Here is a 6,113-nt window from a genome sequence, read left to right on the forward strand (position 1 = left end):
TACTTGATACTATGAGTAAAACAAGCTTAACGGCGATTATTCTTGTTATTATCTGCACGATATTTACTTCTCTTGCCCAAGTGCTGTATAAATCTGGTGCAAATAAATTGAATTTTAACGATTTCAATAGTATTGTAACTAATTATGAGATTGGCATAGGAATTATTCTTTATGGCATTGCTGCAATTTTATTGATTTATGCATTTAAATGTGGCGAGCTTTCGGTCATTTTTCCTATGATTGCAACAAGCTATATTTGGGTGTCATTATTAGCATGGTATTACTTCGATGAAGTTTTTAGCCCTTTGCGCATAATAGGAATTGTCATAATCATTTTAGGAGTAACTATGTTAGGAATAGGTGGAAAACAAAAACAGGAAGGTGATGTTGTTGCCAACTAACATATACGCTATCATAGGTGTTATTATTGCAACATTTGTTGCAGCTTATGGTTCATTATATCTTAAAAAAGGCTCAGCAACCTTCACATTATCACTGTTCAAAGCAATTAAAAATATTCCCTTATTAATAGGGGTGTTTTTCTATTTCTTTTCCAGTATTATATTCATCATATCAATCAAATATGGAGAACTATCAGTGCTCTACCCTATTGCATCATTAAATTACATTTGGTCAATATTTTTAGCAATGAAATATCTTGGCGAGAAAATGAATACCTTTAAATGGATGGGAATCTTTTTGATTATGGTCGGAGTAGTACTCATAGGTGTTTCATAAATGAAAACAATTATTATATCATTGGGTGGATCTGTTATTGTGCCTGAAGAAATCAATGTTTCTTTATTAAAAGAGTTTAGGGGATTAGTTTATGATGTAGTTGCACAAGGATTCAGAGTTGCTATTATTTGTGGTGGCGGTAGCACTAATAAAAAGTACAATCTGGCTGCAACCAAAATTACTAAGGTAGCTGATGAAGATCTCGATTGGATAGGTATTAAAGCAACTAAATTAAATGCTGAATTAGTGCGGGCAATATTTGGCAAAGATGCTTATGGTGTTATAGATAACCCTGAAGATAGTATTAAAACTGATAAACAAATTATCATTGGCGCTGGTTATGAACCTGGTTGTTCAAGTGATATGGATGCAGTACTCCTTGCTCAGAATCTTGGAGCTAAGAAAGTGATTAATATGTCAAATATTGACTATGTTTATACTAAAGATCCGCAGAAATATAAAGATGCCAAGCCTATACAAGATATTTCATGGGAACAATTTCATGCATTAATTGGTGATATATGGACTCCACGGCTTAATGCGCCTTTTGATCCTATTGCCAGCAAAAAAGCAAAAGAACTCGGATTAGAAGTTGCTATTTTAAACGGAAATAAGCTTGATAATCTCAAACAATGCATTCTTGGAAAACCTTTTACGGGAACAAGAATAAAATAAAAATAATAAAATTAAAAATTAATCCGTTCTAAATTTAACCTGGCAGTCATAATCCTTACGGTTGGTAAATGAATGCCTTTTTGCAAACACTGACAAATCAAAACCATACACGTTTGTTTCTTGACCAAGATCTAAGGTTACATGTTGCGTATCTAAGACTTCTGTTGCATACGTGCTCATCTTACTAACCTCAAAGTTACAACCATTTGCATATCCTAAATACTTAATAGTGTATATTTTGCCTTCAAAGGTATGTTGTAATGAATCCATTGGTTCCATAAATACCATAGCAACTCTGCCTTGAGGTGTTAGAAGATAATTCACATTTTCAAACACTACTCTATTTGCATAATTATCTGTTGCTTGTTTAACAACATTGCCGGTAACTAAGTTGGTATCTGAATCTGTTGAAGCTTCAGATGGCTTGGACAGATTATTTTTCATCTGCACCATTAATAATATTGCTACAACAGCAACCACTGCTACTATTGATAAGGATAGAACTTGACTCCGTTCCATGAAATCACCTCTTTAACTCTTTTTTGATTTACTCCTTTATAAATATTGTTGCTCTAACGGCTCTGTAGAAAATGTAGTTTTTGGCATCTTTTGGTGAGGCTCTTCAAAGTCATGTGTGGGGATTTTTCGGAGTGCCAGAGAGAAAAATCCAATAAAATATCTTCTTGAAAAGCCGAACTGATGCCAAAACCGAGGCTATGCCGAGATTTTCTACACTGCCTGTTCTAACCAATTAGCATATTCTTTATTCAGTTGATCAATTTTGAAGCTGATGATACACGGGTATTTATAGCTGTGTAATTGCTTTACCCTGTTTTCTACTTTTTTAAAGAGCTTGTGTTTTGTTTTTACAAGAAGCACATACTCATGCTCTGTTTGCATCATCTTATTCCACCAATACATCGAAGTTATAGGAAAGATATTTGCACAAGCAATCATATGCTCTTGAAGGAGTGTTTTAGCTATTGTTTGCGCTTGTTTCTTACTATTACAGGGAATATAGATGATGATGTAGGGCATATTGCTATATAATCTCAGAAGAAACTATATAAATACTTTGCTGTTATTTTATGCTGTGGTTAAACAAATAATAAGTAACATTACTGGAGTGTATGTCCTTAATAACAATAGGGTTATTGAAAAACAAGAATGCCGCACTGCTAAAGATATTGCTGGAAGAAACAACCAAGAACAACTATTCTTGAAAAAATATCCTGTAGTCAAAGAAATAACACTTACTCTTACTCCTGAATTATCAACCACTGAAGCAGTTAAGAAGCTTAATCTTCTTCTTACCAAACTACAATTAAAAGCCTCTGTTAATGAAGATAATATAATTATTCAAACCATTAATGCTCTTGATGATGTAACAAAAATAAGCAATAGCTTATGCAAAAGATTGCGTGAATGGTATGCATTATATTTGCCTGAAGCATCTGAAAAAATAACAATTAATGAAACGTTTGTTAAAATTATACTTACAAAGAAAAAAAGCCAGCTGATGAAAGATTTGCAGCTCCATGAAACTATGGGTGCTGACCTTAAACAACAGGATGTAGATGAGATACTTATGCTTGGTGAAAAAATCCAAAGTATGTATCAATTAAAACAACAGCTTGAACAGTATCTTGATCGAGTTTTTCAGGAATATGCGCCTAATTTGCAGGCAGTAGCTGGAACTATTATTGCAGCACAATTGCTCAGACATGCAGGAAGTCTACAGAGATTGTCAGAAATGCCTTCATCCACAGTTCAATTACTCGGTGCTGAAGATGCTTTGTTTAAACATCTTCGGCAAAAAGCAAAATGCCCTAAACATGGCCTAATTGTAAATCATCCTCTCCTCGCAAACATTAAAGCTTCAGAACGAGGAAAACAAGCGCGGCATTTAACAGGAGCATTAAGCATTGCTGCTAAAGTGGATTATTTTAAAGGTGATAAACATGTTGGCGAGAAATTACGAAGAGAACTTGAACAAAAAGCAGGTGTTCAACGATGATTAAGGTAGTGTTTTTTGATTTTAATAATACTCTCATGAATACAACAACACCTCAAGTAATTACTGAGTATTTAGGGAAAGGAAAAGAACGAGAGAAATATGAAGAACAGTATAAAGCTGGAATATTATCAAAAAATGCGCTTAGTGAACAATCATTAGCTTTGTATAAAGGATTCTCATTATCTGGTTTGAAAGAAATTATTCGACAAGGTAAATTCATATGGAATAAACACGTCAAAGAATGTCTCGCAGGATTACGTAAACGAAAGATAAAAGCTGTTATCATTACTAACGAGGATGTCACTATCATGAAAGAAATCTGCATGGACATGGGTTTTGATGATATTAAAGGCTCTGTTCTTGAAATGAAAGATAATAAATATACAGGACAATTTGTAAAATTTTCAGATTCTAAAGATCGAGTTGTCAAAGAAACTATTAAGGAGTTAGGATTAACTAAACATGAGGCATTGGCTGTTGGTGATTCACCTTCAGATGCTGTTATGTTTAAAGAAGTTGGTGTTGGTGTTTTATATAATCCTGATGTCCATGCAAAAGGCAAAGGCGATCATGAAATACAAGATTTTAAAGAATTAATTACCTTGGTTGATACTTATAATAAAAAAGGTTGCCGTATATGAAAGAAACATCTTCTCCTGGAGTTTTTATTGAACAGCGAGGTAATCGCACCTTGTTTTACACTAAGAACCTTGTTCCTGGGAAAAAAGTGTATGATGAGAGGCTTGTTCGCGAACAAGGTGTTGAATACAGGGAGTGGAATATTAGAAAAAGCAAGCTCGCTGCTGCACTCGCCAAAGGATTGAAACATCTTCCTCTTAAAACAGGAGATACTGTTCTTTATCTAGGTTGTGCATCAGGAACAACTGCCAGCCATGTTAGTGATATTGTTAATAAAGAAGGCATTGTTTTTGGTGTTGATTTTGCGCCTCGGGTGTTGCGTGATTTTGTGTTTTTAAGTGAAATAAGAGATAACTTAATTCCTATATATGGAGATGCGCATCATCCTGAACAATATACGTGGAGGATTTATCCCAGCAATGTGTTAATTCAAGACGTTGCACAAAAAGATCAAGTGAATATTTTTTTAAAAAATCTTGTCTGTTTAAATAAAGGAGGATATGCTATATTGGTGATAAAAGCACGAAGTATTGATGTTGCTGCTTCACCCAAAAAAATATTTCAGGATGTTAAGCGAGAGCTTGAAAAACATATTGTTATTGAAGAATTTCTAACCCTTGATCCTTATGAAATAGACCATTGTTTGTTTGTTTGCAGGAAATAGGCTTGATCAAAAATAGCATGTTTATATATCTGTTTTTTATCTTTTATTTCCATAATTATATACATTTCTCACTGCACCCTCCATCAACATTACTCTTATCGCAAGTATTATCTTGTATTGTTAAACCTTTTACTATGTCTCCAAACCCAGCAATATCATACGCTTCTCCATGGCAAAAAGTGTTTCCCATGATGGTATTTTCAGGTGGCTTTGAAAACTTCTTATCACCGCTTGATTCTAAATAACCAATTGAAATACCTGTTCTGCTCTTCGTCATAAGCATGTTGTTTTTGATTTCGTTATCTGCAGAAGCTTTGCTGATAGAAAGTGCATCGCCGAAATAGCCTTCAAATTTATTATTCTCCACAATTGTTTCTCTTGCAGCTGATAAAATTATTCCTCGATATGATGATCTTACTGAATCAGGTTTTATTTCAGGAACTTTGATCACATTATTGGTGATCTTTGTATTAAGGACAAGAAAAGTATCTAACAGATCGATATATCGTTCTTCATATTTTGTTCTTTGAATCTGATTGTTATTGAAGGTTATTCTTTGGCTTTCAATTAAATATACTTTGCCATCAACAATCATGTTGTTTTCAACAACAGTATTTCGTGTATTATACAGCTGAAGAAATTGTACTTTGTTTCCTATTACTTTACCAAGATTAACGCTTTCAAGGATGATATTTCCTTCAGGAATAATGCAATTTTTAATTTCAGGGTTGTTAACAGGTTTCTGAAAATTAGCGGTACTAGATTCGTCTTTGACATGGATACCATAATCATAATATTTGTCTATATCTTCGAGAACTGGCAAGAGTACAGCGTTATTGCAATTGAGTTTAGTATTTTGTGCATTGATTTTTAATAAGCCTATCTTATACTCTTTAGGGCAAAGTGTCACATCGCCTGAAATATAATAGGTTGGAATTCGTATTTTCTTCATTTCTGGATCCATTTGATCATCACTTGATGAAATGGATTGAGATTCGAACTTAACAAGTCCTTTCCACGTGCTTTGTTTAGTTAAATCAACACACTTATCATTTTCTGTAACAATAAACCCTGTTGGTGTTAGAAATTCGATATATGATGTCGCAAAAAGAAACGTTAATGAAATTCCTAAAATTATTGCCAAAGCTGTTGCTTGGTGATGAAAACGCTGTTTGCTCTTTTTTAAGTTCACGTAGGATTTATAGAAGTATTTGTTTAAAAAGTTATTTATCAAAAGGCTGCGTAGAAATCCTCCAATGCGCTTAGCATCCTCAGGTCAAAATTCAATCGTTTTTCTTCATCGAGAGCGTTACGAGGGGTTTCTCCCGAGTTTGGTTAGAAATATAAGTAGCCTAGTTTCAAAGGAGTTTGGTGAACCAC

Annotated in this window: 9 protein-coding genes; 6 read left to right on the forward strand and 3 right to left on the reverse strand. The window is 33.8% G+C overall.

Annotated features, from left to right (window positions below; translation table 11 throughout):
- The first annotated feature begins 11 nt into the window (after positions 1-11).
- Genes HYY69_08345 through HYY69_08355 form a run of 3 tightly spaced genes read left to right on the forward strand, consistent with a single transcriptional unit; the run spans position 12 to position 1,413 of the window.
- Positions 12-401 (forward strand): EamA family transporter, encoded by a 390-nt coding sequence (locus tag HYY69_08345; GenBank protein ID MBI3033458.1) that lies wholly within the window; start codon positions 12-14, stop codon positions 399-401.
- The gene (locus HYY69_08350) at positions 391-738 is read left to right on the forward strand and encodes an EamA family transporter (GenBank protein ID MBI3033459.1); all 348 of its coding nucleotides are present in this window, start codon (positions 391-393) and stop codon (positions 736-738) included. The genes HYY69_08345 and HYY69_08350 overlap by 11 nt, the downstream gene beginning before the upstream one ends.
- Positions 739-1,413 carry a UMP kinase gene (locus HYY69_08355; GenBank protein MBI3033460.1) on the forward strand — a complete coding sequence of 225 codons (675 nt, stop codon included), beginning with the start codon at positions 739-741 and terminating at the stop codon, positions 1,411-1,413.
- Positions 1,414-1,431: 18 nt separating this feature from the next.
- On the opposite strand, the gene HYY69_08360 is transcribed toward HYY69_08355, so the two are convergent.
- Positions 1,432-1,932 (reverse strand): hypothetical protein, encoded by a 501-nt coding sequence (locus HYY69_08360; protein ID MBI3033461.1) that lies wholly within the window; start codon positions 1,930-1,932, stop codon positions 1,432-1,434.
- A 210-nt stretch (positions 1,933-2,142) separates the two neighbouring features.
- Positions 2,143-2,451 carry a divalent-cation tolerance protein CutA gene (locus HYY69_08365; GenBank protein ID MBI3033462.1) on the reverse strand — a complete coding sequence of 103 codons (309 nt, stop codon included), beginning with the start codon at positions 2,449-2,451 and terminating at the stop codon, positions 2,143-2,145.
- A gap of 55 nt (positions 2,452-2,506) precedes the next feature.
- On the opposite strand from HYY69_08365, the gene HYY69_08370 reads away from it, so the two are divergent.
- From HYY69_08370 to HYY69_08380, 3 genes are read left to right on the forward strand one after another with little or no spacing between them, the layout of a single operon-like run.
- Entirely contained in the window at positions 2,507-3,430 is a 924-nt protein-coding gene (locus HYY69_08370; GenBank protein ID MBI3033463.1) for an NOP58 family protein, read from the forward strand.
- Positions 3,427-4,071: an HAD family phosphatase gene (locus HYY69_08375; GenBank protein ID MBI3033464.1), complete on the forward strand. Its 645-nt coding sequence runs from the start codon at positions 3,427-3,429 to the stop codon at positions 4,069-4,071. The genes HYY69_08370 and HYY69_08375 overlap by 4 nt, the downstream gene beginning before the upstream one ends.
- Positions 4,068-4,733, forward strand: a complete 666-nt coding sequence (locus tag HYY69_08380) for a fibrillarin-like rRNA/tRNA 2'-O-methyltransferase (GenBank protein ID MBI3033465.1) — start codon at positions 4,068-4,070, stop codon at positions 4,731-4,733. Before HYY69_08375 ends, HYY69_08380 begins: the two co-directional genes overlap by 4 nt.
- Before the next feature lie 55 nt (positions 4,734-4,788).
- On the opposite strand, the gene HYY69_08385 is transcribed toward HYY69_08380, so the two are convergent.
- Positions 4,789-5,925: a hypothetical protein gene (locus HYY69_08385; GenBank protein MBI3033466.1), complete on the reverse strand. Its 1,137-nt coding sequence runs from the start codon at positions 5,923-5,925 to the stop codon at positions 4,789-4,791.
- Positions 5,926-6,113: the final 188 nt, after the last annotated feature.

It is taken from the genome of Candidatus Woesearchaeota archaeon (genome assembly GCA_016192995.1).
Lineage (GTDB): Archaea > Nanobdellota > Nanobdellia > Woesearchaeales > DSVV01 > JACPTB01.